Origin of the sequence: Pseudoxanthomonas wuyuanensis (assembly GCF_900215535.1) — a bacterium.
GTDB lineage: Bacteria > Pseudomonadota > Gammaproteobacteria > Xanthomonadales > Xanthomonadaceae > Pseudoxanthomonas_A > Pseudoxanthomonas_A wuyuanensis.
Genome location: NZ_OCND01000003.1, coordinates 126,820 through 149,620, shown reverse-complemented (window position 1 = coordinate 149,620; position 22,801 = coordinate 126,820). Strand labels below are relative to the sequence as shown.

At 66.4% G+C, this 22,801-nt stretch carries 22 protein-coding genes; 6 read left to right on the top strand and 16 right to left on the bottom strand.

Annotation, left to right across the window (positions count from 1 at the left end; all coding sequences use genetic code 11):
- Nucleotides 1–403 precede the first annotated feature (403 nt).
- Nucleotides 404–1,336 (top strand): carbohydrate kinase family protein, encoded by a 933-nt coding sequence (locus CRO39_RS08290; protein WP_097121428.1) that lies wholly within the window; start codon nucleotides 404–406, stop codon nucleotides 1,334–1,336.
- Nucleotides 1,337–1,653: 317 nt separating this feature from the next.
- On the opposite strand, the gene CRO39_RS08285 is transcribed toward CRO39_RS08290, so the two are convergent.
- Nucleotides 1,654–2,454 (bottom strand): helix-turn-helix transcriptional regulator, encoded by an 801-nt coding sequence (locus CRO39_RS08285; RefSeq protein ID WP_097121427.1) that lies wholly within the window; start codon nucleotides 2,452–2,454, stop codon nucleotides 1,654–1,656.
- A gap of 108 nt (nucleotides 2,455–2,562) precedes the next feature.
- Between CRO39_RS08285 and CRO39_RS08280 the strand changes: the two genes are divergently transcribed.
- On the top strand, nucleotides 2,563–2,976 hold the full coding sequence (locus tag CRO39_RS08280; RefSeq protein ID WP_097121426.1) for a hypothetical protein: 414 nt from the start codon (nucleotides 2,563–2,565) through the stop codon (nucleotides 2,974–2,976).
- A gap of 140 nt (nucleotides 2,977–3,116) precedes the next feature.
- On the opposite strand, the gene CRO39_RS08275 is transcribed toward CRO39_RS08280, so the two are convergent.
- From CRO39_RS08275 to CRO39_RS08255, 5 genes are all read right to left on the bottom strand, one after another.
- The gene (locus CRO39_RS08275; RefSeq protein WP_097121425.1) at nucleotides 3,117–3,842 is read right to left on the bottom strand and encodes a hypothetical protein; all 726 of its coding nucleotides are present in this window, start codon (nucleotides 3,840–3,842) and stop codon (nucleotides 3,117–3,119) included.
- On the bottom strand, nucleotides 3,839–4,819 hold the full coding sequence (locus tag CRO39_RS08270; protein ID WP_097121424.1) for an alpha/beta fold hydrolase: 981 nt from the start codon (nucleotides 4,817–4,819) through the stop codon (nucleotides 3,839–3,841). The genes CRO39_RS08275 and CRO39_RS08270 overlap by 4 nt, the downstream gene beginning before the upstream one ends.
- Nucleotides 4,820–4,821: 2 nt before the next feature.
- Nucleotides 4,822–6,747: a M1 family metallopeptidase gene (locus CRO39_RS08265; protein WP_097121629.1), complete on the bottom strand. Its 1,926-nt coding sequence runs from the start codon at nucleotides 6,745–6,747 to the stop codon at nucleotides 4,822–4,824.
- A gap of 293 nt (nucleotides 6,748–7,040) precedes the next feature.
- On the bottom strand, nucleotides 7,041–7,802 hold the full coding sequence (ubiE, locus tag CRO39_RS08260; RefSeq protein WP_097121423.1) for a bifunctional demethylmenaquinone methyltransferase/2-methoxy-6-polyprenyl-1,4-benzoquinol methylase UbiE: 762 nt from the start codon (nucleotides 7,800–7,802) through the stop codon (nucleotides 7,041–7,043).
- A 36-nt stretch (nucleotides 7,803–7,838) separates the two neighbouring features.
- Nucleotides 7,839–9,464: a metallopeptidase domain-containing protein gene (locus CRO39_RS08255; protein ID WP_097121422.1), complete on the bottom strand. Its 1,626-nt coding sequence runs from the start codon at nucleotides 9,462–9,464 to the stop codon at nucleotides 7,839–7,841.
- 162 nt (nucleotides 9,465–9,626) lie between these two features.
- On the opposite strand from CRO39_RS08255, the gene CRO39_RS08250 reads away from it, so the two are divergent.
- From CRO39_RS08250 to CRO39_RS08240, 3 genes are all read left to right on the top strand, one after another.
- Nucleotides 9,627–10,082, top strand: a complete 456-nt coding sequence (locus CRO39_RS08250; RefSeq protein ID WP_097121421.1) for a nucleoside deaminase — start codon at nucleotides 9,627–9,629, stop codon at nucleotides 10,080–10,082.
- 76 nt (nucleotides 10,083–10,158) lie between these two features.
- Complete coding sequence (locus CRO39_RS08245; RefSeq protein ID WP_162125745.1) at nucleotides 10,159–10,851, top strand: AraC family transcriptional regulator; 693 nt, start codon at nucleotides 10,159–10,161, stop codon at nucleotides 10,849–10,851.
- Between the two features lie 54 nt (nucleotides 10,852–10,905).
- Nucleotides 10,906–11,952 (top strand): hypothetical protein, encoded by a 1,047-nt coding sequence (locus CRO39_RS08240; RefSeq protein WP_097121419.1) that lies wholly within the window; start codon nucleotides 10,906–10,908, stop codon nucleotides 11,950–11,952.
- 76 nt (nucleotides 11,953–12,028) lie between these two features.
- On the opposite strand, the gene CRO39_RS08235 is transcribed toward CRO39_RS08240, so the two are convergent.
- Complete coding sequence (locus CRO39_RS08235; RefSeq protein ID WP_097121628.1) at nucleotides 12,029–12,427, bottom strand: winged helix-turn-helix transcriptional regulator; 399 nt, start codon at nucleotides 12,425–12,427, stop codon at nucleotides 12,029–12,031.
- A 63-nt stretch (nucleotides 12,428–12,490) separates the two neighbouring features.
- Here CRO39_RS08235 and CRO39_RS08230 point away from each other — a divergent pair, with 63 nt between their 5' ends.
- Nucleotides 12,491–13,075 (top strand): hypothetical protein, encoded by a 585-nt coding sequence (locus CRO39_RS08230; protein WP_162125746.1) that lies wholly within the window; start codon nucleotides 12,491–12,493, stop codon nucleotides 13,073–13,075.
- 485 nt (nucleotides 13,076–13,560) lie between these two features.
- Here CRO39_RS08230 and CRO39_RS08225 read toward each other — a convergent pair whose 3' ends face one another.
- The 9 genes from CRO39_RS08225 to CRO39_RS08185 all read right to left on the bottom strand — a co-directional run bounded on the left by CRO39_RS08225 (nucleotide 13,561) and on the right by CRO39_RS08185 (nucleotide 22,776).
- Nucleotides 13,561–14,508: an MBL fold metallo-hydrolase gene (locus CRO39_RS08225; RefSeq protein WP_097121417.1), complete on the bottom strand. Its 948-nt coding sequence runs from the start codon at nucleotides 14,506–14,508 to the stop codon at nucleotides 13,561–13,563.
- A gap of 268 nt (nucleotides 14,509–14,776) precedes the next feature.
- On the bottom strand, nucleotides 14,777–16,147 hold the full coding sequence (gene hslU, locus CRO39_RS08220) for an ATP-dependent protease ATPase subunit HslU (RefSeq protein WP_238394578.1): 1,371 nt from the start codon (nucleotides 16,145–16,147) through the stop codon (nucleotides 14,777–14,779).
- Between the two features lie 371 nt (nucleotides 16,148–16,518).
- Nucleotides 16,519–17,070, bottom strand: coding sequence for an ATP-dependent protease subunit HslV (gene hslV, locus CRO39_RS08215; protein WP_097121416.1), 552 nt, complete (start codon nucleotides 17,068–17,070; stop codon nucleotides 16,519–16,521).
- 121 nt (nucleotides 17,071–17,191) lie between these two features.
- Nucleotides 17,192–18,175, bottom strand: coding sequence for a tyrosine recombinase XerC (gene xerC / locus CRO39_RS08210; RefSeq protein WP_425479672.1), 984 nt, complete (start codon nucleotides 18,173–18,175; stop codon nucleotides 17,192–17,194).
- 78 nt (nucleotides 18,176–18,253) lie between these two features.
- Nucleotides 18,254–18,952, bottom strand: a complete 699-nt coding sequence (locus tag CRO39_RS08205) for a DUF484 family protein (protein ID WP_097121415.1) — start codon at nucleotides 18,950–18,952, stop codon at nucleotides 18,254–18,256.
- On the bottom strand, nucleotides 18,940–19,803 hold the full coding sequence (dapF, locus tag CRO39_RS08200) for a diaminopimelate epimerase (RefSeq protein ID WP_238394579.1): 864 nt from the start codon (nucleotides 19,801–19,803) through the stop codon (nucleotides 18,940–18,942). The genes CRO39_RS08205 and dapF overlap by 13 nt, the downstream gene beginning before the upstream one ends.
- A complete protein-coding gene (gene lptM, locus CRO39_RS08195) occupies nucleotides 19,796–20,026 on the bottom strand; it encodes an LPS translocon maturation chaperone LptM (protein WP_097121414.1) in 231 nt (76 codons plus the stop codon). The genes dapF and lptM overlap by 8 nt, the downstream gene beginning before the upstream one ends.
- Before the next feature lie 124 nt (nucleotides 20,027–20,150).
- The gene (locus CRO39_RS08190; RefSeq protein WP_097121413.1) at nucleotides 20,151–20,579 is read right to left on the bottom strand and encodes a YbaN family protein; all 429 of its coding nucleotides are present in this window, start codon (nucleotides 20,577–20,579) and stop codon (nucleotides 20,151–20,153) included.
- A 73-nt stretch (nucleotides 20,580–20,652) separates the two neighbouring features.
- Nucleotides 20,653–22,776, bottom strand: a complete 2,124-nt coding sequence (locus CRO39_RS08185) for a S9 family peptidase (RefSeq protein ID WP_162125748.1) — start codon at nucleotides 22,774–22,776, stop codon at nucleotides 20,653–20,655.
- Nucleotides 22,777–22,801 lie beyond the last annotated feature (25 nt).

Here is a 22,801-nt window from a genome sequence, read left to right as displayed (position 1 = left end):
AAGAAGGGGTCGGCTAGCCTAACAACCTGCCTGGGTAGCGGCAAGGAGAAACGCCTTGGAATCGAGGGAAATCCGCGCCTGCGGCACCGGGAAGGGAAAAGTCGGCCGCTGCGCGGCCGATGGCGATGCGGCCATTCGGGATGAATAGGCCCGCGGAAGGGAAGCGCCGGCATGGACTCCGCCGCAGTTTGCTCCTCCGCTGGCGTAAAAGGGGGGAAATTCGCGCGTGCGGCGTCGGAAGGGAAAAGCCGATCCGTCGGCCATTTGCCGCCCTTGTCGCGGCAAAGCCGCCGACTTCCCCCCACCCGCACCGAGGGCGGTCCGGCCTGCCCCTTTGCCGCAACGCGCTCGGCCCGCTAACCTATTACGCTGCGGCAACGGGCCGCCTCCCGTGAGCGTCGCGATGTCCGCACTGATCTGTGGTTCCCTTGCCTACGACACCATCATGGTGTTCCCGGACCAGTTCAAGAACCACATCCTGCCGGACAAGGTCCACATCCTGAATGTGTCGTTCCTGGTCCCGCGGATGCGCCGCGAGTTCGGCGGCTGCGCCGGCAATATCGCCTACAACCTGAAGCTGCTGGGCGGCGAACCGATCCCGATGGCCACCGTCGGCCAGGATTTCGGCCCGTACCGCGAATGGTTCGCCGAGCAGGGCATCGACATGAGCCAGGTCAAGGTGATCGATGAGCTGTTCACCCCGCAGGCCTTCATCACCACCGACCACGACAACAACCAGATCACCGCCTTCCACCCCGGCGCGATGATGCGCAGCTACGAGAATCATGTGAAGGACGTGGCCGGCGTCACCTTCGGCATCGTCAGCCCGGACGGGCGCGAAGGCATGCTGCAGAACGCCGCCGAGTTCGCCGAGGCCGGCATTCCGTTCATTTTCGACCCCGGCCAGGCGATGCCGCTGTTCAACGGCGAGGAACTGCGCAACTTCATCGAGCTGGCCCAGTACGTCACCGTCAACGACTACGAGTCCAACCTGCTGCAGGAACGCACTGGCTGGAGCGAGGCCGACATCGTCAAGCGCGTGAAGGCCTACATCACCACCCGCGGCCCGCATGGCTCGCAGATCCACACCCCCGACAAGAGCTACGACATCCCGCCGGCGCACGAGCGCCGCGTCACCGACCCGACCGGCTGCGGCGACGCCTTCCGCGCCGGGCTGATCTTCGGCATCGAGAAAGGCTACGACTGGCTGACGATCGGACGGATGGGCAATCTGATGGGAGCGCTGAAGGTCGAGCACCCCGGGACGCAGAATCAGCGCTTCGACTTCGACGAATTCAACGAGCAGTTCAAGCAGCAGTTCGGCTACGCGCTATAGGCCAACAGCTTGGTAGGCGGGTGGAACCCCTGCCGTGGCGACGGCGCCGGAATGGCGGGCGCCCTTGCCTCCACTCGGCGCGCGCTTCGACTTCGACGAATTCAACGAGCAGTTCAAGCAGCAGTTCGGCTACGCGCTATAGGCCAACAGCTTGGTAGGCGGGTGGAACCCCTGCCGTGGCGACGGCGCCGGAATGGCGGGCGCCCTTGCCTCCACTCGGCGCGCGCTTCGACTTCGACGAGTTCAACGAGCAGTTCAAGCAGCAGTTCGGCTACGCGTTGTAGGCGGCGGGCCAGGCTCGCCCACAGGCCAGGCATTCAATCGCCTGGTTCGGCCATTGCCCGCAGCAGCGCCGCGGTTTGCGCATCGGCCGGGAAGAACGATTCGATCGCCAGTTCGGCCAGGGTGATGTCGCGCGGGGTGCCGAACACGGTGGTGGTGCTGAGAAAGGACAGTACCTGCGTCCGATCCAGGCGCAGCCGCAGCGGCACCACGATGCCGCCGGCGGCGCGGGCGTCGGCCGCCATCGGCGCTTCGCCGCCCGGATAGGCTTGCAGTTCCGCCAACAGCTGGGCCAGTTGCGGGTCGGTGGTCGTGGCGTACTGATGGCGCAACCGCTCGAAAACATGCGCGCGCCATTCGGGCAGGTTGTCGATGCGCGATGCCAGTCCCTGCGGGTGCAGGCTCACCCGCAGCACGTTCAACGGCGGCTGCAACAGGCTTTCGGGCAGACCGGCCAGCAGCGCCTGCGCGGCACGGTTGGCGGTGACCAGTTGCCAATGCCGGTCCACCGCCAGCGCCGGGTAAGGCTCATGCGCCGACAGCAGCCGCTCGATGGCCTCGCGCGCGGCCGACATCTCCGCTTCGTCCAGGCGGTGTTCGCGGTACATCGGCGCGTAACCGGCGGAGATCATCAGCGTATTCCTCTCGCGCAGCGGCACATCCAGCAGTGCGCCGAGCTTGAGCAGCATGCTGCGGCTGGGCAGCGAACGCCCGGTTTCGATAAAGCTGACGTGGCGGGTGGAGACGCCGGCGCTGTCGGCCAGGTCCAACTGGGTCATGCGGCGACGCTGGCGCCAGTCGCGCAGCAGCTCGCCGGTGGTGGCTTGTCGTTGCATGCCGGGACGGTAGCACCAATCCGCCGTTGCCGGCCTTACCTGCCAGGTAATCGACGCTGCGCAAACCGTCCCCCAGCATTGGCGTCGAACCCAACCAGGAGAATCGCCATGCACACCGCCCCTGCCATTGCCCGCCCTGCCCTGCTGCGCGGCGTACTGCTCGTCGATGCCGGCGTCACCGGCGTCACCGCGCTTGCCATGGCCGTCGCCGCCGCGCCACTGGCCGCATTGACCGCGCTGCCGGCCGATCTGTTGCGTGTCGTCGGCCTGGCCCTGCTGCCCTATGTGGTGTGGATCGCATGGTTGGCACGCAAGCCCGGTTATCGCTCCGGCTGGCTGGTCGCCGCGCTCAATGCGCTGTACGCGTTCGACTGCGTGCTGCTGCTGGCCGGCGGCTGGGTGTCGCCGACCGTTTTGGGGATCGTGTTCGTGCTGGTGCAGGCCGTGGCCGTGGCTGCGTTCGCCATCGCTGGCGCGATTGCGCTGGCGCACCGACCTGGCAGCGCCGAAAGGCTGGTGTAGGCGCAACGGCATTCAACAGCCGAACGGCTGGCAAGTCGTGACGGGTTGCCGGTAGTGCCCCGTCGCGACTGGCGTCGCTCCCACAAGGAAGCCTCACATGCCCCTATTTTCGTCGCTAGCTGGCAGCAGGGTGCCCCGTCCTAGTCCCAGCCCGGCATCTGCGATCCGTCCAGGCCGCCGGTCTCGAACGCCGCGGTGCGGGTGCCGCCGGCCTTGACCGGGAATTCGATCGACACCACCCGGGCTTTGCGCAGCAGGCGCCACAGCGCCTTGTCGTCGTCGATGAACATGGCGGTGGCTTCGTCGGTGTCCGGCCGGTTGGCGCTCATCCGCCTGGGCGCAGCGTCATCGACGGTCACGGTGACAGTGCAGCTGCGGTAGCAGGCCTTGGCGAAATCGCCAGCCTGCAGCACCAGGTAGCTGCTGCGCTTCCACTTGGGATGGTCGCGGAACACCAGCTGCACCGGCTTGGCGCCGCTGCCGTCCACATCCACCGTCTCCTTGCTGTAGATCGCCGCCGAGCGCTGGGTGCCGCCATCGGTGACGACCTGCGCGTAGTCCCACAATGCTTCCATCCGCCGCTGTTCGCGCGCGGCCTGGCCCTTGGCCTTGACCTCCTCGAAGCCTGGCTCGATGCGCGCGGCCGCTGCGCTGTCGGGATACTGTTCCAGCAACGCGGTGCCGTGCACGCGCGCCAGTTCCCAGTTGGTGGACACCACGGCGCGGTCGTATTCGGCCGCCAGCGCCTCGGCAGCCTGTTCCTTGGCTTGCGCCGCGGCTTCGGCCGCGGCGCGCTGCTGCGCTTCGCGATCGCCGCAACCGGCCAGCGCCAGCAGGCAACCGAGCATCAGGGCTTGGGATTTCATCGGGTTTCTCCTTCTGCAACCAGGTACCGGACCGCCTCCGCCACGTCCTGCGGGCGCTCCATGATGGACATGTGTCCGCACCCGTCCAGCATCACCTGGAACGCCTGCGGTATCCGCTCAGCGTAAAGCGCCATTGCGCTGGGGTCGATGACCGCGTCCTGCCGGCACCACAGCAGCAGCGTCGGTTGGCCGATGGATGCCGCCCGGTCGCCGGGCAGGAAGCGCTCTTCGCTGCGGCCGATGCGGTCCAACACCTCTTGCTCGAAGACCGCCTGCCGCTTGCGCCAGCCGATCACCGCCGTCGACGCCGGCCACGGAATCGACGGCTTGGCCGCATCGTCGTGAAATACGGTGTCGAGATAGCGCTGCAGCGACGCTTGGTCGCGGACGGCAAACGGGTTCTTCCCGGCCAGCACCTCGGTCCCGAAACGGTTGTCGGCAAAGCGCACCCCGGCCGCGTCGAACAGGCCCAGCCGGTCCACCTGCTGCGGATGATCGGCCGCGGTCAGCGCGGCGATGCCGCCGCCCATCGAATGCCCCAGCAATACCAGCGGGCTGCCCGGTTCCCGCGCCAGCGCGGCAAGGAATGCCGACAGCCGTGCGCTCTGCGCAACAAAGCCGTAGTCGGCATCGGCCTGGCGTTCGCTGGCGCCCCAGCCGGGCAAATCCGGAATCACCAGCCGGTAGTCGCCACTCAACCGCTGCGCCAGCGGGTACCAGTTTTCCTTGCTGCCGGTAAAGCCGTGGATCATCACCAGCGTGGGCGCGCCGGCCTTTGCAGCCTTGCGTTCGGCATAGACCCAGCGGTGATCGCCGGCCTGGAGCCGTTCGAGCGACAGGCCGGCGGCAATGCGCTGGCGGGCAAAATCCGCGCGCACCAGCAGCATCGGATCCCGCCACAACCACAACGCCGACAGCACCACGAAAACGGCCGCCAGCGCGGCGACCGTCTTCACGATGCGGCGCACGCCCGGCATGGTTACCGGGCTTCCGCCTTGGCCAGTACGGCTTCCACCGACGCGGTGGTGATCGGGTGGTAGCCCGGCCGCGCCCGCGCAAAGACTTCCCGGGCGAAAGCCAGGCCTTCGGGCGTTTTCGCCAGTTCCTCATAGATCGGCAGGATCAGCTTGCGGCGGCCGACCCGCTGGATGAATTCGCCGAGCGCTGGCATCGCTTCGAGGTAGCCGCTGCGCACCGCCAGCGGATACCAGCGCATCGCGATTTCGCCGTTCTGGGTGCCGGTGAACTTGTAGGCCGCATCCAGCTGCGCCAGTTGTTCGACGCTCAGCTTCTCGCCCAGGCCCTTGATGAAGTTGCTCCATTGCTGGGTGCTCCACTCGGCGGTGACCTGGTTGCTGGGCAGCTTGCCGCTGCCCAGCCAGGCGATGCGTGCGGTATCGGTATTGGCCAGGCTACGCGAACGCGCGGGCGTGGCGAAGGACGGAATGCCCGGCTGGATCAGCCAGGCATCGAGTTCGGCCTCGGTCACCGCGTTGGGGTTCTTCGGCAGCAGGTTCTTGCGCAGGTAGGCGACGAACTGATCGGTGTTGGCGCTCTGGAAAGCGTGGTCGTCGAACCAGCCGCGCAGGAACGGATCGAACACCGCACGGCCAAAACGCTCCTCCAGGAACTGCAGGAACCATGCGCCCTTGACGTAGGCCACCTGGCTCAGCGACTCGTCCGGATCGCGATCGGTCAACGCCGGCAGCGCCAGCGCCTGATCGGCCGGGCTCATGCCCTTGATGTCGTTCAGCAGATCGGTCTGATCGATCTGCCGCTCCGCCTCCGCCATCTCGGCGCCGTACAGCGACTCGGTGATGCGGTCCTGCACATAGGTGGTGAAACCTTCATTCAGCCAGATGTCCTTCCAGCTGGCGTTGGTCACCAGATTGCCCGACCAGCTGTGCGCCAGCTCGTGGGCGATCAGCGATACCAGCGACTTGTCGCCGACGATCACGGTCGGGGTGATGAAGCTCAGCCGCGGGTTCTCCATGCCGCCGAACGGGAACGACGGCGGCAGCACCAGCATGTCGTAGCGCTCCCAGCGGTAGGGCCCGTACAGCTTTTCGGTGGTGGCGATCATCTTCTCGGTGTCTTCGAATTCCTTGACCGCCTTGTCGACCATGGCCGGCTCGGCCCAGACGCCGCTGCGCGCGGAAATCGGCTTGAACACCAGATCGCCGGCGGCGATGGCCAGCAGGTAGGACGGAATCGGTTGCGGCATCTTGAAGCGGTAGTCGCCGTCGCGCGGCGCCGCCGGGTCGTTGTCGGCGCTCATCAGCACCATCACGTCCGGGCGCGAGGTCACATGCGCACTGTAGGTGAAACGCACGCTGGGAGTGTCCTGCAGCGGCACCCAGCTGCGCGCATGGATGGCCTGCGACTGGCTGAACATGAAGGGCAACTGCTTGCCTTCGGTCATCGCCGGTTCCAGCCACTGCAGGCCCGAGGCCTGCGGCGAGGTCTTGTAGCTCACCCGCACCTGCGGATTCTGCAGCGGGACCTGGATGCTCAGCTTGCTGCCGTGAATCGGGTCGGCCTCGGCCAGCGCGTACTCCAGCGGTTCCCAGACTCCGCCCATGTCCAGCGACTCGACTTTTTCGATGGCCAGATCGCGGGTGTCCAGCAGCAGCTGTTTGTTGTCCTTGTCCTTCCAGTCCAGCGTATAGGTGGCGGTGCCGGCCAGCTGGCGGTTGTCGAAATCCACGGCCAGATCCAGGGCCAGATCCTGGATGACGACCTTCTCCGGCTCGGCGTACGAGCTCTCGTCGTGGCTGCGGGTCATTTTTTTCTCGCTCGCAACAGGGGCTGCAGCGGGTTTTGCCTCGGGTGCGGGTGCGGACTCACGGGAACATCCGGCCGCCATCACAGCGACGCAGGAAAGCATCATCAGAAGGGAACGCATCAGGGGATCCAGCAACTACAGGGGAATTGCAAGTTTACCTTGTGCGGCTGGGTGGGGGACCCGGGAATCGGGAATCGGGAATCGGGAATCGGGAATCGGAGGAACGAGGAACGAGGAACGAGAGATGCTCCGCTCTTACCTCCCCCTTTTGGGAAAGGGGGGATGACCCGCCGTTCGGCGGTTGAAAGGCATTTGAGGGCGATTTTCTGTTGCTCTTCAAACAGCCAAAGCAACAGCAAATCCCCGGCGCTGCCGAAGCGATGAATGCCACCGCCGGCGGGTCGAGACCCGCCCTACACCTTGTAGCCGGTATGCACCGCAACGATGCCGGCGGACAGGTTCTTGTAGCTGGTGCGGGCAAAGCCGGCCTCGTCCATCATGGCCTTCAGCGCTTCCTGCGGCGGGTGCTTGCGGATGCTTTCGGCCAGGTACTGGTAGCTGCCGGCGTCCTTGGCGAACAACTGGCCCAGCCGAGGCAATATCTTGAACGAATGGAAGTCGTACACCGGCTTGAACCAGTCCACGGTCACTTCCGAGAATTCCAGCACCCGCGCCTGCCCGCCCACCTTGAGCACGCGGTACATCTCGCGCAGGCCGGCTTGCTTGTCGGTGACGTTGCGCAGGCCGAAGGCAATGGTGACCAGATCGAAGCTGTTGTCCGGGAACGGCAGCGCTTCGGCATTGCACTGCACGTAATCCAGACCCGAGACCAGGCCGCGGTTGGTCAGCCGGTCGCGGCCGACCGACAGCATGCCGGCGTTGATGTCGCCCAGCACGATTTCGCCCGACTCGCCGACCCGGTCCTTCAGCAGCGCGGCGATGTCGCCGGTGCCGCCGGCCAGATCCAGTACGCGGTCGCCGCGCTTGACCTGGCAGGTGCCGACGAAATAGCGCTTCCAGACCCGATGGATGCCCAGGCTCATCAGGTCGTTCATCAGGTCGTAGTTGCCGGCCACCGAGGTGAATACCTCGCCGACCAGCTTCTGCTTGTCCTTGGCCGCGACGTCGCGGAAACCGAAATGGGTGGTACCGGTCTTGTAGGGGGATTCGCTCATGCCGGGATTATCGCATCCCGGCGCCGGGCGTGACGTTCAGCGCAGCTGGCAGGCACTCATCCGCTCCCGGCGCGGCTTGCCGGCGGCGCAGTCGCCGCTGTCGGCCGCGCGCGACGTACGCCCGGACGAAAGCGGCGCCGAGGGCGACGCCGGCGGTGCGGCGCCGACCGGCGCCGGCGTACGCAGCGCCGGCAACGGACTGCTCATCACCCGCGGCTTGGGCCCAACCGTCAACAGGAAGCCGGTCGCGGTGGTGCCGTCGACGCGCAACCAGTGCGCCTGGTCGGGCGTATGCCAGATCTCGCCGACCTTGAACATCGAACCTTCGTTGTTGGACACGTCGGCCGGCGGCGCATCGGCATCGACGCTGAAGGCGGTGCCGTTGTCGTCGACCCGGTGGATGATGACCGCATCGCCAGCCAGGGCCGATTCGTAGTCGCCGCTGCGGCGGCGCGCCTCCACCGTATAGACCACGGTCCGGTACGGGTCCGGCTGCGCCGGCATCGCCAGAATCAGCATCTGGGTATTGGTTGAACCCGCCAGGCTGGCATAGTCCAGCCGCACCTGGCGGGTGGTGGCGTTGCCGGCGGCAATGGTCAGCTTGCGCGCCGCGGCCATCCAGCCCAGCCGGTCGCGCTGCTGCACGTTGATGTGCTTGGGCCGCGAACCGTAGGTCGGATCGCGGACGGCATTGCTCCAGCCGTCGCTCATCACGTCCCAGGGATTGTCGTAGGTATCGTCGTCGCCGTCGGAATTGTCCGAATGCGGCAGTCCGTAGCCATGGCCCATCTCGTGCGCCAGCGGCGCCAGATTGTTGAACGACCATGGCGGGTTCCAGGTCACCCGCAGGCAGCGGCGCGAACCGTCCAGCGTGGCGCAGCTGCCGCCGCCCCAGGCATAGCCGTCCAGATCGCCGTTGAACATCATGTTGATGCCCTGCACGCCGGCAAAATCGACAAACGGGTCGGCAGCGGCCGAACAATCCTCGAACAGTTTGCTCAGGTTGGCCTTGTCCTTGTCCCCCTCCTTGGTGACATAGAACGAGCGCGGCTGCGGCAGCGCGTACCAGCCGTGCGCAGTGCTGCCGGTCAGGTCGATCTGGCCATAGGACACCTCGCTCCAGTAGTGGCCCAACTGCCCGGCCGCATTGCCGTACTGCGACTGGAAAAAGCTCAGCGTCTTCTGCTCGGTGGCGATATCGGCAAACCTGCACATCAGCGTCACCCAGCGGGTATTGCCGGACACGGTGGCCGCGGCCATCACCCGCCCGCTGGCATCGATGGCCGGCGCCGCCTGCCACAGGCGATCGGCAGGCACGATCGCCGCGATCGCCCGTTGCTGCGACATGACGCGGCCCGGCGCCGCGAATTCGACCGCCACCCGGCGGTTGGACAGTGCGTACAGATCGCCGGCGGCCCGGCGCGCCTGCGCCGCATCCAGCGCGATGCGGCGGCCGCTGTCGGTGACCAGCGTCGCCAGCAGCAGCGCCGGCTTGCGCTGACTGGCCGTCGCCGGTGCCGGATCGCCCCAATGCAGTTGCAACTGTCCCTGGACGATTTCGGCATTGGCCGCTGCGGCACCCGCCAGCCAGGCGGCAAGCGCCAGCACGGCGCGCAGGCCCGGGGCCACGGTGCGGCCGCGGCGATCGCGATGGTGGTTCATGTCATTCCCCGTTTGCATCCAGCTCGCCAGCATTCGGCCAGCCCCCAATGGCGCAAGCATGCAACAGATCGGCCCGGTTGTCCGTGACCCGTTGTGCAGCGTCGGCGGCGCGCCGGCCCCCGTCATGGCACCATTCCCCCACTCCACCGCCCCGGCCTGCACATGCCCACCGCCATCGATTACCGCGCCCTGCTGGAAACCGCCATCGCCGAGGCCCGCCAGGGCCTGGCTGAGGGCGGCATCCCGATCGGCGCGGCGCTGTACCGCAACGACGGCCGCCTGCTGGGCTGCGGCCACAACCGCCGCATCCAGGAAAACGACCCCTCCGTTCATGGCGAAACCGATGCCTTCCGCAAGGCCGGCCGCCAGCGCCGCTACCAGGACACCATCATGGTCACCACGCTGGCGCCATGCTGGTACTGCAGCGGCCTGGTGCGCCAGTTCAACATCGGCACCGTGGTGGTGGGCGAATCGGTCAACTTCCCCGGCGGCATCGACTGGCTGCGCGAGAACGGCGTCAACGTCATCGACCTGCACAACCAGGAATGCATCGACATGCTGGGCGACTACATCAAGGCCAATCCCGACGTGTGGAATGAGGATATCGGGGAGGAGTGAAGGGACGGCGCGCGCTGCGGGAGAGGCTGACTTCCGCCACTGGCCGGGCCGCTTCGGCCCGCCTCAGGATTGCGTCATGCGTACCCCTCCCAGCTACGAAACCCGACACGGCGCCTGCGATTTGCTCCACACGCATCGCCACGACGGCGCCTATGCCGCCCTGGTGGTGGATGGCAGCCACATCGAGGTCAGCCCCGACGGCCCGATCGAGTGCGTGCCCGGCACGCTGCTGTTGCACCCGCGCTGGCACACCCATGGCAACCGCTTCGGCCGGCATGGCGCCAGGGTGGTGAATATCGCCCTGGCGACCGGCCTGGCGGGTGATGGCCTGCACGTGCTGCGCGTAGCCAATGTGAAGGAGGCCCAGGCCATGTTCGTACGGGCTCCGCACCGGCTGGGCGAACTGATCGCGGCCGGCATGCCGGCCGAGCGACTCGCGCTGCCTGCATGGCAGACCACGTTCCTGCACGAACTCGAACACGGCGACCTCGACATCTCAGTGCTTGCACGCTACGCGGGCGTCTCGCTGGCGCACGTCTCGCGTAGCTTCCGGAAATCGCATGGCATGCCGCCGCAGTTGCTGCGCCGCGAACTGCGTTGCCGCCGGGCGCTGCGGCTACTGGACAGCGGGCGGGGACTGGCGGACATCGCCGCGCTCAGCGGCTTCGCCGATCAGGCCCACCTGAGCCGTACCCTGCGTGCGGCCACCGGCGCCACGCCTTCGCAGCTTCGCCGGCAGGTCAAATCCGTTCAAGACGCCGGCCGCTGATCGCAGTGCAATAGACGGCAAAGGCGACCTCCCGCCGCTTGCCGGATCGACACCATGAAGCTCCTCCGCATTGTTGCACTGACCGCATGCACCACCACCGCGACGCTGGCATGGGCCGGAAAACCCGCTGAATCCACGCCGGCCGCCGCTGCTGCGATCGCCGAATCCACCAACGCCGTCCTGCAGGGCGACAGCCGGCGCGCCGTGCGGGCTCTGGCCGCCGTGCCGAAGCAAGACTTCCAGGACAAGGACGCGGTGTACCGTGCCTGCATGCTGGCACGGCACGCCGACGTCCCGGTGTTCGCCACCGATGCCATCGCCGACGAATTCGTCCGCCGGATACTGCGCGACTACCAGGACTACTGGTGGCATGCCATGAAGACGCCGGCACGACGCGCAGAGTTCGAAGCCACGCTGCTGGCGAGGCTGCGCGATCACCTGGGCACCGATGCGGAGGATGTCCGGGACATGGACGCGCTCGAACCGATCCTGCAGGGCCAACTACTCGCGCGCGGTTACCACGCGCAACCGGGCCGCACGTTGCCGCTGCGCGAACTGATACTGTGGCGCAGGCAGGAGACCAGGCCTTACACCGTCGAGCTTCCCGAGGGCCCGTATACCGTGCGCGTGGAACTGCTGGACGATTTCGCCAGCCGCGGCTGGACGGCCTACGGTCGCTGCGAGCGCGGTTCCGCCGGCGGATGGGCCACAGCCGAAGCGCTGTACGCGGTGATGCCGAGCTACACCGAAGGACTCGACAGCGAGGCGTTCCGGGTGGTGTTCCTGGGCCATGAAACGCAACACTTCGCCGACCAGAACGCATTTCCCAACCTGGCCGCATGGGAGCTGGAATACCGCGCCAAGCTGGTCGAACTCGCGCTTGCACAGGAGGTCAGCGCCAAACGGCTGGCGACGATGACCACTGCACAGAGCGACGACATCGACTCCCCGCACACCTACGCCAACAAGCGCGTAGTCGCCGACCTGACCGCTCGACTGGGCGTGGCGCCGGACCAGGTAAGCATCACGCGCCTGCAACGGGCCGCGCGCGATCAGCTAGTTGAGGACACGCGTCGGCGCAACGCCGCCAAGGCGCGCTAGGCCTGTACGGAGTGCGTGCGCGCACCCGCGGCCACAGCACCAAGCTCCCACAACATGTGGAGCAACAGTGCGGTCTTCACCCACCCTCCCCGATCGGCATGCTGCACCCCCTTGCATCGGACCGCGTGAGCGCCGACGAGCGCCGCAGATGGCCTTCGCCCCATATGCGCACGGACTCGATGATCGGCAGCAGCGTCTGCCCATAGGTCGTCAGCTGGTAGATGACCGGCGCAGGTACGGCACCCGTCGGTGTCCGGTCGACGATGCCCGCGGCTTCGAGTTCGCGCAGTTGCTCGGCCAGCACCTTATGGGAGATGGGTGCGGCGCGGCGTTGCAATCCTGCAAAGTGCAGTTCGCCGTGCGCAAGCCAGTAGAGGATCGTCAGTTTCCACTTGCCGCCGATGGCCGCAAATGCCGCCGCAAGCGGGCAACCTTCCAATCGCCCATGGTTACCTGCAGGTGCCTTCTTGTTCATGGTCGCCTCGCACCTGCATTCTTCGCACATCATGCGAAACGGAGCGGGACAATGCAAAGTGGCGTGGAAATCCGATTCGACCGTGCGCTCAAGCATGCGTTTCTGCTGGCGGCTTTGCTGTTGGTGCATGCGCCTTCTGTGGCGCTGCAACCGGTTTCCGATGCTGACCCGAGCGGCGGCCAGCACGACTTCGATTGGGAAATCGGCACCTGGAAGACCGAACTGCGCCGGCTGAAAAGCCCGCTGTCCGGATCGGACGAATGGGTCGAGTACGCCGGAACCAGCGTCGTGCGGCAGGTACTCGACGGCCGTGCGAACCTGGTCGAGTTGCGCGTGGAAGGCCCTGCCGGACGCATCGAGGGTGCCAGCCTGCGTCTCTACAACCCGCACACGGAGCAGTGGAACCTGAACTACGCCAGTGCGCGCAACGGCACCCTGAGCCACCCGGTCTACGGCGGTTTCCGAAACGGCCGCGGCGAATTCTACGGCCAGGAAGACTTCGACGGCCGTGCAGTGCTGGTGCGCTTCGTGATTTCGCAGATCACCCGCGACTCGGCGCGGTTCGAGCAGGCGTTCTCCGACGACGGCGGACGCACCTGGGAAGCCAACTGGATTGCAATCGATACTCGCGTCATGGAATCCGACTAGACCCTGCATTGGGCCGCCCAATGCAGTTGACCGTCAGCAGCCGGCGACAGCGCCATGACCGGTGCAGTCCTGGGCCGCAGCAAGGCCAGACAGAAAGAACAGAGCGGCGGTGATGACCGATCTCATGGCATCCAACGCTTGAATGAACGGTCAGTGCTCACCCGACAATCTCCGCGGCCATCTCGCCAACGTCCAGTAAAGCACAGCGACCATTGGAACTGGACACGCAAGCATTAGAAGCGCTTGATCCAGTTCCAAGCTCTGACGGATACCTACAAAGCCAAATGGACCTGGGCCGAAAATGATCGAAAGATCCCCGTAGATCATGCGGTGATCGCCAGCCACCAAATTAGTCCAGCCGGTGAAGCGGGTTCGGCTTGAATGTTGGCCGCTGCTTTGCGCACTTGTACGCTACTGAATATGGCGGCCCGCACAGAGCGGGCCGCCAGGCGTTGGGCTGCCGGTGATTCAGCGGCTATACCGGTTCATTGCTCCGGAACCCACACAAAGCTGCCGTCCCGGGCATTGACCTGGCCCAGGCCGGGGAATGGGAAATGCACGGCGTAGACGCGCAGATTGCCGTCGGCGGCACGCTGCAGCAGCGCGCGCCGGCTGGCCTGCGACAGCGGCGCGTTGCCGTCGAATTGCACGGTCCATTCCGGGTGCTGCACCGAGATCACGTAATGGTGCGCCGAGTCGCCGATATACAGCAGGCGCTCATCACCCGATGCGATTTCGTAGGCGGTATGCCCCGGCGTGTGACCTTCCACCGCCACCGCCGTGACCACGCCGGGAACGATCTCGGCGCCGGGCTGGAAGCTGACCACCTTCGGTGCGATGGCGGCGACAAGATCGGCGGCGCCGGCCTGGCTCTTCATGGCTTCCCATTCGGGTGCCGACAGGTGGATGGCGGCATTGGGGAAGGCGAGCGCGCCTTCGCCGGTCAGCAGGCCGCCGACGTGATCGGGGTGCGCGTGCGAAATGAAAATATCGGTGACCTGGGCCGGTTCGACGCCAGCGGCCTGCAGCGAGGCTGGCAGGCGGCCGGCGCGCGCGAAGGAAGCGTCCGCCGCGCCGGTGTCGAACAGCAGGATCCGCGCATCGCTACGCACCAGCAGCGGCTGGATGCTCAGGTGAAGGACATCGGCCGGTTGCCCCGCGGCGGCCAGCAACGCGGCCACCTGGTCGGTCGGCTCGCCGACGCCGAAGGTCTTGCCATCGTTGGCGATATCGATGTCTCCATCTTTCAACGCGACCGCATCGAGCGTGCCGATGCGGAAGCCAAACGCGTCGGGATGGCTGGCCGGCTGCGTCGCGACCGGCGCGTCCGCAACCGCGGCCGTCCCGGCGACGGGTTGCGGTTCGGAACAGCCGGACAGCATTGCGCCAGCCAGCAGCGCGGTCATCAGGACGGAAAGCGAAGTGTGGCTCATGGGGATATCTCGCATGGAAGGGGATGCAGCGGCTGTCGTTGCTTGCCGCCTGGCGTGCCGGCAAGCTTATGCGTGCAGGCAACTGTCCACAACGCAACCACCGGGATGCTTAATCCTGCGCATCGACCGAATGCGCCTTTCGTATGTCGCATCCGCACCGGAACCGCGCCAACTGCCGATACCGCTTCCGTCAATGGTGTCCGATCGGGACGCGAAAACAGCGCGGCCCGCACAAGGCGGGCCGCAAGACACTGACGCCGTTGCCAGCTCAGAGGATGTAGCGGCTCAGATCCGGGTCCTGCACCAGTTCGCCCAGGTGCTGGTCGACGTAGGCGCGGTCGATGCTGATCGTCTGGCCGTCGCGGTCCGGGGCCTCGTAGCTCAGCGTGTCCAGCAGCCGCTCCAGCACGGTGTGCAGGCGGCGGGCACCGATGTTTTCCTGGCGCTCGTTGACCTGGGCGGCGATTTCGGCCAGCCGGTCGACGGCATCGTCGGTGAACGTCAAGGTCACGCCCTCGGTTTTCAGCAGCGCTTCGTACTGCTTGGTCAGTGCCGCCTTGGGTTCGGTCAGGATGCGGATGAAGTCCTCCTTGGACAGCGCCGACAGCTCCACCCGGATCGGGAAGCGGCCCTGCAGCTCGGGAATCAGATCGCTGGGCTTGGCCAGGTGGAAGGCACCGGAGGCGATGAACAGGATGTGGTCGGTCTTGACCGTGCCGTACTTGGTGCTGACGTTGCTGCCTTCGACCAGCGGCAGCAGATCGCGCTGCACGCCTTCGCGCGATACATCGCCGCCGCCGATGTTGTCCCCGCGTTTGGCGACCTTGTCGATCTCGTCGATGAAGACGATGCCGTGCTGTTCGCAGGCCTCGATGGCGGCGGCGCGGATGTCGTCTTCGTTGACCAGCTTGGCCGCTTCTTCCTCGATCAGCATGGGGCGCGCCGCCTTGATGGTCACCGTGCGCTTGTGGGACTTGCCGCCGCCCAGGTTGGAGAACATCTGCCGCAGCTGCTGGCCCATCTCCTCCATGCCCGGCGGGGTCATGATGTCGACGCCGACATTGGCCGCCAGCTCCAGTTCGATTTCGCGTTCGTCCAGTTCGCCGGCGCGCAGCATCTTGCGGAACTTGGTGCGGGTTTCGCTGTCCTGCGCGGACGGTTCATTGGCCGCGGCCGCCGGATCGAAGCCGATGCCGCCGCTGCGGCGCGGCAACAGGGCGTCCAGCAGGCGATCCTCGGCGCGCTCCTCGGCCTGCATGCGCACGCGCGCCTTGGCCTGTTCGCGGTACAGCTTGACCGAGGTATCGGCCAGGTCGCGGACGATCTGTTCGACATCCTTGCCGACATAGCCGACCTCGGTGAAGCGGGTCGCTTCGACCTTGACGAACGGCGCATTGGCCAGCGTGGCCAGGCGGCGGGCGATTTCGGTCTTGCCCACGCCGGTGGGACCGATCAGAAGGATGTTCTTGGGCATCACCTCGTTGCGCAGTTCGTCGCCCAGCTGCATGCGCCGCCAGCGGTTGCGCAGCGCGATGGCGACCGCGCGCTTGGCCGCGTGCTGGCCGACGATGTGGCGGTCGAGTTCCTGCACGATCTCGCGCGGGGTCATGGTGGCGGAGGTATCGAAGGTCTGGGGCATGGGCAGGAGCTGGGAACGAGTGGGGAGGAGTGAGGAGCTAGGAACGAGTGGAGAGGAGCGAGAAACGAGTGGGGAGCAACGAGGGGCTAGGAACGAGTGAAGAGGAACGAGAAACGAGTGAAGAGGAGTGAGAAGTGAGTGGGGGGCAACGAGGGGCTAGGAACGAGTGGAGAGGAGTGAGAAACGAGTGAGAAGCAACGGCAACAGCTGGAGCGGAGAGAAGAAACGATGTCTCTGAGCAGGCTTTTACTCGTTTCTCGTTCCTCTTCACTCGTTTCTAGCTTCATCGTTCCTCTTCACTCGTTTCTAGCTTCATCGTTCCTCTTCACTCGTTTCTAGCTTCATCGTTCCTCTCCACTCGTTCCTCGCCCCTACAGCTCCTCCACCACCACGTTGCGATTCGTATAGATGCAGATGTCGCCGGCGATGTTGAGCGATTCGACTGCGATGGATTTGGCGTCCAGCTCGGTATGGGTCATCAGCGCGCGGGCCGCCGACAGTGCGTAGGAGCCGCCGGAACCGATGGCGATGATGCCGTCTTCCGGCTCGATCACGTCGCCGGTGCCGCTGATGATCAGCGAGGTTTCCTTGTCGGCCACCGCCAGCAACGCTTCCAGCTTGCCCAGGCGGCGCTCGGTGCGCCAGTCCTTGGCCAGTTCGACCGCGGCGCGCTGCAGCTGGCCGTGTTTCTCCAGCTTGGCTTCGAACAGTTCGAACAGCGTGAACGCATCGGCGGCGGCACCGGCGAAACCGGCCAGTACCTGGCCGTCGCGGCCCAGCCGGCGCACCTTGCGCGCGTTGCCCTTCATCACCGTGTGGCCCAGGGTGACCTGGCCGTCGCCGGCGACGGCGACATGGCCGTTGCGGCGGACCGAGATGATGGTGGTGGCGTGGAAAACGTTGGGATTCTGGCTGGGGTCCATGCGGCCTCCGGGGTGTTCCTACAGAGGTGGGGATGAGCGGAACGAGTTCAAGAGCGAGAGAAATGGGTGAAGAGTAAAGAGGAGTGAGAAATGAAAGAAAAGCAGAGCCATCACTCGCTTCTCACTCCTCTTTACTCTTTACTCGCCTTTTGGCGCGCGGATGCGCGGCATCGTAGACCTTGGCCAGATGCTGGAAATCCAGGTGGGTGTAGATCTGGGTGGTGGCGATGTCGGCATGGCCCAGCAATTCCTGCACGCCGCGCAGATCGCCGGACGATTCCAGGATGTGGCTGGCGAAGCTGTGCCGCAGCATATGCGGATGCACATGCTTGAACAGCCCCTGCCGCTGCGCCAGCTGCTTGATCCGGATCTGCACGGCGCGCTGCGAAATCGGACCGCCGCCGCGGCCGGGGAACACCGGCATTTCGCGGGTGGCGCCCTGTTCGCTCTGCCACGCCGCCAGCGCATTGCGCGCATGCGAGCCGACCGGCACCTTGCGCTGCTTGTTGCCCTTGCCGATCACGGTGACCAGGCCGTCGGCCAGATCCAGATCGCCCCAGTGCAGCGCGCACAGCTCGCTCAGGCGCAGACCGGAGGAATAGAACAGCTCCAGCAGCGCGCGGTCGCGCAGGCCCAGCGGCGCATCGGTGGGCACTTCGACCAGGCGCGTGGCCTCGTCGGCATCCAGCACCTGTGGCAGCTTGCGCGGCGCTTTCGGCGCACGCAGGCCGGCGGCCGGACTGGCGGCGATGCGGCCATGCCTGAGCAGCCACTGGTAGAAACTGCGGCAGGCCGACAGGCGCCGCTGCAGGCTCTTGGGCGACAGCCCGCGCCGGTGCTCGGCGGCGATGAAGGCGCGCAACTGTTCGGTCTGCACCGCTATCGGCTCGCCGATGCCGTTCTTTTGCGCCCACTCGGAAAACGCGCCCAGATCCCGCCGGTAAGCATCCAGCGTATGCGCCGACATGCGGCGTTCGACCTGCAGATGCGCAAGGAAATCGTCAACGGGCTGGAGCCATCCGCCGCCTTCATCCGGATTGCATTTTCCAGCGGCAACGCCGGCCGCCGTTGGTTTCGATTTGGCCGTTCTGTTCACAGCCGCCAGCGAAGCGGCCGCCCGCCCGGCCCGTCATCCGGCTGCCGCAAGCCGCGGCGCGGGGCAACGACAGCGAAAGCCGCCGGCTCAGCCATCGAAACGCTTCAGCGCCGCAGCCAGCGCCTCGCCCATCATGCGCAGGAACAGCGTGCCCATGCCGGGATAGAAGCGGTTGCCGTCGCGGCTGCCGACCGCCACCAGGCCCACGCCGGGCAGCGGCAGCAGAGCCGAGGACTGGATTTCGTCGGCACGCGCGGCGTACAGCAACGAGTTCTTCTCCGGTTGCAGGCGGCCGCAGATCGGCTCGCCGTCTTTCAGGCAGTCGCGGAACGGCGCCAGATGCGGGCTGTCCTGGGCAATGACCTGCAGCCAGTCGGCGTCTTCAAGCCCGGCCACCGGCCGCAGCAGCACAATGCTGACGCGGTCGCCATTGAAATCCTCGGCCAGCGCCGCGGCCATCGCGCGCAGCGTATCGGCGGCGGTGTTCTGTTTCAGCAGCGCCAGCGTCAGCTGATGGGTGCGCACGGCCAGCCGCTCGTTCTCCTGCGCATTGGCGAACAGATCGCCCAGCCGCTTGGACAGGCCGCGGTTCTTGTCGCGCAGCACTTCCAGCTGGTAGCTGGCCAGCGATGCAGTGGGACCGTCGTCGCGCGGCACGATCAGGCTCAGCGCAAGATCCGGAAACTGTTTCAGGAACGTGGGGTGCCGGCGCAACCAGGCCGCCACTTCATGCGCGCCCAGCTTTTCTGCTGCGCCCTTGTCGGGATGATCGCTCATCGGTTCCATTCCCCTTCGAATACGAATGCGCTTGGCCCGGACATGATGACCTCTTCGCCCGGTCCCGGCCAGCGGATGCGCAGCTCGCCGCCCGGCAACGCAACAACCACGTCATGATCGATGCGACCGCGCTGCATCAGCACCACCGCTGCCGCGCAGGCGCCGCTGCCGCAAGCCAGCGTCTCGCCGACGCCGCGTTCGAAAACGCGCAGACCGATGCGCGCGCGCGATTGGACCTGGGCAAAACCGACATTGACCGATTGCGGAAAACATGCCGATTGCTGCAGCGCAGGCCCGTGGCTGGCCACCGGCGCCTGCGTCACCGATGCGACCTCGATGACCGCATGCGGATTGCCCATCGACACCGCGCCAAAACGCAGCCGCAGACCTTCGCCCACGTCGGCCTCGTATTCGGGCTGCGCGTGCGGATAGCCGTGCAGCGGAATGCGCGCGGGCTCGAATTCGGGCACGCCCATCGCGATCGCGTACTGGCCTTCGCCCAGGTTTTCCACCTCGTGCGTGGCCAGCGGGCTGTCCAGGCGGAAGCGTTGGCCCTGCGCGGCGCCGTCGCGCACCAGCCAGGCGGCGACGCAGCGCGCGCCGTTGCCGCACTGTTGCGAGGGCGAACCGTCCGAGTTCCAGATCCGGTACGCGGCCACCGAACCCGGCGCACGCGGCGCCTCGATGGTCAGGATCTGGTCGCAGCCGACGCCGCGGTGGCGGTCGGCCAATCGCGAGGCCAGCGCCGCATCCGGCGGCGCGGCGCCAGCGCGCAGATCCAGCACGACAAAGTCGTTGCCCGCGCCGTGCATCTTGCTGAAACGCAGCGATCCCGGCGCGCTGGCGACCGGGTTATTCATCCCCGTCGGCCGCCGCAGCGGGTTCTTCTTCGGCCGGAGTTTCGTCGTCTTCAGGCTGTGCCGGCGCATCGGGCGCATCCTCACCCGGCGGCGTCGCGGCGTCTTCGGCGGGCGCCGCTTCCTGCAGCGGCTTTTCCGGCAGGAACAACGGGCCCTTGGCGCCGCAGGCGGCCAGCAGGCCAATGACGGCCGCGATGATGGCAAAACGGGAGAGTGTTTTCATGACGGCGAGTATAGCCAGCGCGTGCCATCAATTCCCGGGCAAATCGCATCGGGCCGGGCAGGCCGTCAGCCGGCGTTGCGCGGTGCGGCAACCGGTGGCGCATTCCGGCGCATGAACGGCCGGCTCAGCGCGGTGGAAAATCCGGCGGTTCCGGACGCCGCCACAGCCAGGCCGCCACCGCAGCCATGCAGGCGATCGGCAGCGCCGTCATCCACCAGCGATGCGAGCCGACAGCCAGCATGATGCCCAGCAGCACCAGCGCGCAGAACAACATGGTCCAGGTCGCGGCCCACTTGGCCCGGCGGCTCACCGCGCCATGCGCCTGCCAGTCATGGATCATCGGGCCGAAGCGCGGATGCCACATCAGATAACGGTGCAGGCGTTCGGACCCGCGCGAAGCCGCATAGGCGGCCAGCAGGACGAACACCGTGGTCGGCAGCCCCGGCACGAATACGCCCACGATGCCCAGGCCCAGGCTGAGGTAGGCCAGCAGCCACCAGGCCCAGCGGAAGCGGGTACGGGGCTGGCCCTTGGCAGGCGGGGTGTCGTTCACCGTTTCCTTTTACCTCATCCGCGGCAGCGCCACGGCATTCCCGCCGCAAGCGGCGGGAAGATCCTGCCGCGACCTACCTGGTCTGGCCCACGCCCAGTTGATCCAGCACGAACGCGTAGTACTCCGACATTTCCCGGTAACGGCGGAAACGCCCGGACTTGCCGCCGTGGCCGGCTTCCATGTTGGTGCGGAACAGCACCGGCAGCGAGCCGGTGTTGACATCGCGCAGGCGCGCCACGTACTTGGCCGGTTCCCAGTACTGCACCTGCGAGTCCCACAGCCCGGTGCCGACGAACATCGCCGGATAGTCGTGCGGCTTGAGGTTGTCGTAGGGCGAATAGCCCAGCATGTACTCGTAGTACTCGCGCTTTTCGGGATTGCCCCATTCGTCGTATTCGTTGGTGGTCAGCGGAATGGTCGGGTCCAGCATGGTGGTGACCACATCGACGAACGGCACCTGCGAGACGATGACCCGGTACTGCTGCGGCGCCATATTGACGACCGCCCCCATCAGCAGGCCGCCGGCGCTGCCGCCCATCGCGGCCACGCGGTCCGGCGCCGCATAGCCCTGCTTGACCAGCGCGGCGGTGACGTCGACAAAATCGTTGAAGGTGTTCTGCTTCTTCAGCAGCTTGCCATCGTCGTACCAGGCGCGGCCCATTTCCTGGCCGCCGCGGATATGGGCGATGGCGTAGACCATGCCGCGATCCAGCAGGCTGACCACCGGCCCGCTGAAGCCCGGGTCCATCGAGGCGCCATAGCTGCCGTAGCCGTATTGCAGCAGCGCGGCGGTGCCGTCCTTCCTGAAACCGTTCCGGTAGACCAGCGACACCGGCACCTTGACGCCGTCGCGCGCCTCCACCCAGACCCGTTCGGTGGTGTACTGCGAGGCGTCGTAGCCAATCACCGGCTGCTGCTTCATCAGCCGGCGCTCGCCGGTCTGCGTGTTCAGCTCATAGGTGGTCGCCGGGGTGGTCAGCGAGGTGTAGCTGTAGCGCAGCCACGGCGTGTCGTGTTCGGAATTGACGTCCAGGCCCATCGAATAGGCCGGTTCGTCGGCCTTGACGTATTCCTGGGCGCCGTCCGCCTTGATCAGGCGGATGCGTTCCAGGCCTTGCGAGCGCTCGCTGACGGCGGTGAAGCCGTCGAACAGCTCGAAGCCTTCGATGTAGACGTCCTCGTCATGCGGCAACCAGTCGGTCCACTGCGCGCGCGAGGTGGCATCGCTGGGCGCGGTGACGATCTTGAAGTTCCTGGCGCCGGCATTGGTGCGGATGACCCAGCGCCCGTCCAGGTGGTCGGCGTCGTATTCGACATCACGCTCACGCGGCGCCAGCACGGTGAACTCGCCCGGCGCAGCGGCCGGCGTGCAGCGCATTTCCGAGGACACGGTGCTTTCCACGCCGATGCAGATGAAGCGATCGTCGCGGCTGCGGCGGATGCCCATGTAGAAGCTGTCGTCGCGTTCCTCGTAGACCAGTTCGTCCTGTTCGGCCGGCGTGCCCAGCACATGCTTCTTGACCCGCACCGTCAGCAGCGTTTCCGGATCGTTTTCGACGTAGAACAGGGTCTTGTTGTCGTCGGCCCAGACCAGGTTGGGCGACACCCCGGCAATGGTGTCCGGGTAGATTTCGCCGGTCTCCAGGTTCTTGAAGCGGATCACATACTGGCGGCGGCCGACTTCGTCCTCGGCGTAGGCCAGGATGCGGTTGTCCTGGCTGATTTCCAGGTCGCCGACGTTGTAGTAGCCCTTGCCCTCGGCCAGTTCGTTGACGTTGAGCAGGACCTGCTCGGGCGCCTCCATGCTGCCCTGGCGGCGCGCATGGATCGGGTAGTCCTTGCCGGTCTCGAAGCGGGTGTAGTACCACCAGCCGCGCAGGCGGTACGGCACGCTGGCGTCATCCTGCTTGATGCGGCCGACGATTTCGGCGTACAGCTTTTCCTGCAGCGGTTGCAACGGCGCCATCGCCGCATCGGCATAGGCATTCTCGGCCTGCAGGTAAGCCAGCATCTCGGGCTTTTCGCGCTTGTCGTCGCGCAGCCAGTAGTAGTCGTCGCTGCGTTCGGCGCCGAAGGGCGCCTTGACCACATGCGGGTGTCTGGCGGCATCGGGCGCCGTGGCGGGTGCGGCAAGGGCGGAAACGGAGGAAGCGCTCATCAGGACGGTGGCTGCCAGCAGAAAGAGGGTCGGCTTCATGGATGGGGTCCGGGGTGGCGGGATG

Excerpts from the sequence above, each read along its gene's own strand:
- CRO39_RS08290 (WP_097121428.1), top strand. The coding sequence starts at position 404 with ATGTCCGCACTGATCTGTGGTTCCCTTGCCTACGACACCATCATGGTG.
- CRO39_RS08285 (WP_097121427.1), bottom strand. The coding sequence starts at position 2,454 with ATGCAACGACAAGCCACCACCGGCGAGCTGCTGCGCGACTGGCGCCAG.
- CRO39_RS08280 (WP_097121426.1), top strand. The coding sequence starts at position 2,563 with ATGCACACCGCCCCTGCCATTGCCCGCCCTGCCCTGCTGCGCGGCGTA.
- CRO39_RS08275 (WP_097121425.1), bottom strand. The coding sequence starts at position 3,842 with ATGAAATCCCAAGCCCTGATGCTCGGTTGCCTGCTGGCGCTGGCCGGT.
- CRO39_RS08270 (WP_097121424.1), bottom strand. The coding sequence starts at position 4,819 with ATGCCGGGCGTGCGCCGCATCGTGAAGACGGTCGCCGCGCTGGCGGCC.
- CRO39_RS08265 (WP_097121629.1), bottom strand. The coding sequence starts at position 6,747 with ATGCGTTCCCTTCTGATGATGCTTTCCTGCGTCGCTGTGATGGCGGCC.
- ubiE (WP_097121423.1), bottom strand. The coding sequence starts at position 7,802 with ATGAGCGAATCCCCCTACAAGACCGGTACCACCCATTTCGGTTTCCGC.
- CRO39_RS08255 (WP_097121422.1), bottom strand. The coding sequence starts at position 9,464 with ATGAACCACCATCGCGATCGCCGCGGCCGCACCGTGGCCCCGGGCCTG.
- CRO39_RS08250 (WP_097121421.1), top strand. The coding sequence starts at position 9,627 with ATGCCCACCGCCATCGATTACCGCGCCCTGCTGGAAACCGCCATCGCC.
- CRO39_RS08245 (WP_162125745.1), top strand. The coding sequence starts at position 10,159 with ATGCGTACCCCTCCCAGCTACGAAACCCGACACGGCGCCTGCGATTTG.
- CRO39_RS08240 (WP_097121419.1), top strand. The coding sequence starts at position 10,906 with ATGAAGCTCCTCCGCATTGTTGCACTGACCGCATGCACCACCACCGCG.
- CRO39_RS08235 (WP_097121628.1), bottom strand. The coding sequence starts at position 12,427 with ATGAACAAGAAGGCACCTGCAGGTAACCATGGGCGATTGGAAGGTTGC.
- CRO39_RS08225 (WP_097121417.1), bottom strand. The coding sequence starts at position 14,508 with ATGAGCCACACTTCGCTTTCCGTCCTGATGACCGCGCTGCTGGCTGGC.
- hslU (WP_238394578.1), bottom strand. The coding sequence starts at position 16,147 with ATGCCCCAGACCTTCGATACCTCCGCCACCATGACCCCGCGCGAGATC.
- hslV (WP_097121416.1), bottom strand. The coding sequence starts at position 17,070 with ATGGACCCCAGCCAGAATCCCAACGTTTTCCACGCCACCACCATCATC.
- CRO39_RS08205 (WP_097121415.1), bottom strand. The coding sequence starts at position 18,952 with ATGGAACCGATGAGCGATCATCCCGACAAGGGCGCAGCAGAAAAGCTG.
- dapF (WP_238394579.1), bottom strand. The coding sequence starts at position 19,803 with ATGAATAACCCGGTCGCCAGCGCGCCGGGATCGCTGCGTTTCAGCAAG.
- lptM (WP_097121414.1), bottom strand. The coding sequence starts at position 20,026 with ATGAAAACACTCTCCCGTTTTGCCATCATCGCGGCCGTCATTGGCCTG.
- CRO39_RS08185 (WP_162125748.1), bottom strand. The coding sequence starts at position 22,776 with ATGAAGCCGACCCTCTTTCTGCTGGCAGCCACCGTCCTGATGAGCGCT.